At 59.9% G+C, this 848-nt stretch carries 1 protein-coding gene; it reads left to right on the top strand.

Annotated elements, in window-relative coordinates:
* Positions 1–56: 56 nt before the first annotated feature.
* On the top strand, positions 57–848 hold a 792-nt coding region (locus tag ACOCD2_RS22815; RefSeq protein ID WP_419626203.1), incomplete at its 3' end, for an IS1380 family transposase.

The following is an 848-nucleotide window of genomic DNA, read 5'->3' as shown; positions in this document are numbered from 1 at the left end:
CACTTACCAGCAACAAAACAAAGAGGCCTATGAATACAGAGTGTAAACCAGAACAGTTGGAATTTCAGTCCCTGGGTCGGCGCGAGGTGATTGGCCGCTTTGACGGTGGGCGAATCACTTCGGACGGTGGCGGATTGCTGCTGCGCGAGGTGGATCAGCGTATCGGCCTGCTGGATCGCCTGGCCGCTTGCTTCACCGATCACCGCAACCCCGAGAGCATCGAACACAGCGTGCGGGATCTGGTGGCCCAGCGGGACCTGACCGGAGAGCGGCGGGTGCGCGAGCAGGATCGGGGAAACCCGCTGGCCGCTTCGAGCACGCTCAACCGTCTGGAGCTGGGCATACCGAAATCGGCTATATCAGACCGTTACAAGCGGATTGCCGCGGATAATGAAGCAATGGATCGACTGCTGGTCGATCTTTTCCTGGAGTCGTACCGCAAGCCCCCGCGCAAGATCTGGCTCGACCTGGATGCGACTGATGATCCGCTGCACGGTCAGCAGGAAGGGCGTTTTTTCCACGGCTACTACCGCTGCTATTGCTACCTGCCGCTGTACATCTTCAGTGGTGAGCACCTGTTGTGCGCTCGGTTGCGTACGGCGGACAAGGATGCCTCATCAGGCAGTGTGGACGAATTGCAACGCATCGTGGGTCAGATTCGCGCACGTTGGCCAAAGACACGGATCATCATTCGCGCAGACGTGGGTTTCTGCCGTGACGCGATCATGGCCTGGTGCGAGACCAACGACGTGGGCTATGTTCTGGGTCTGGCGCGCAACAAGCGTCTGCAACGGGCCTTGGGCAAAGAAATGGAAGAGGCCCGCCTGGCCTGTGAGCGCACCGGCGAG

Origin of the sequence: Thiolapillus sp. (assembly GCF_048562965.1) — a bacterium.
GTDB classification, from domain to species: domain Bacteria; phylum Pseudomonadota; class Gammaproteobacteria; order Chromatiales; family Chromatiaceae; genus Thiolapillus; species Thiolapillus brandeum_A.
This window is presented reverse-complemented; position numbering and strand designations above follow the sequence as displayed.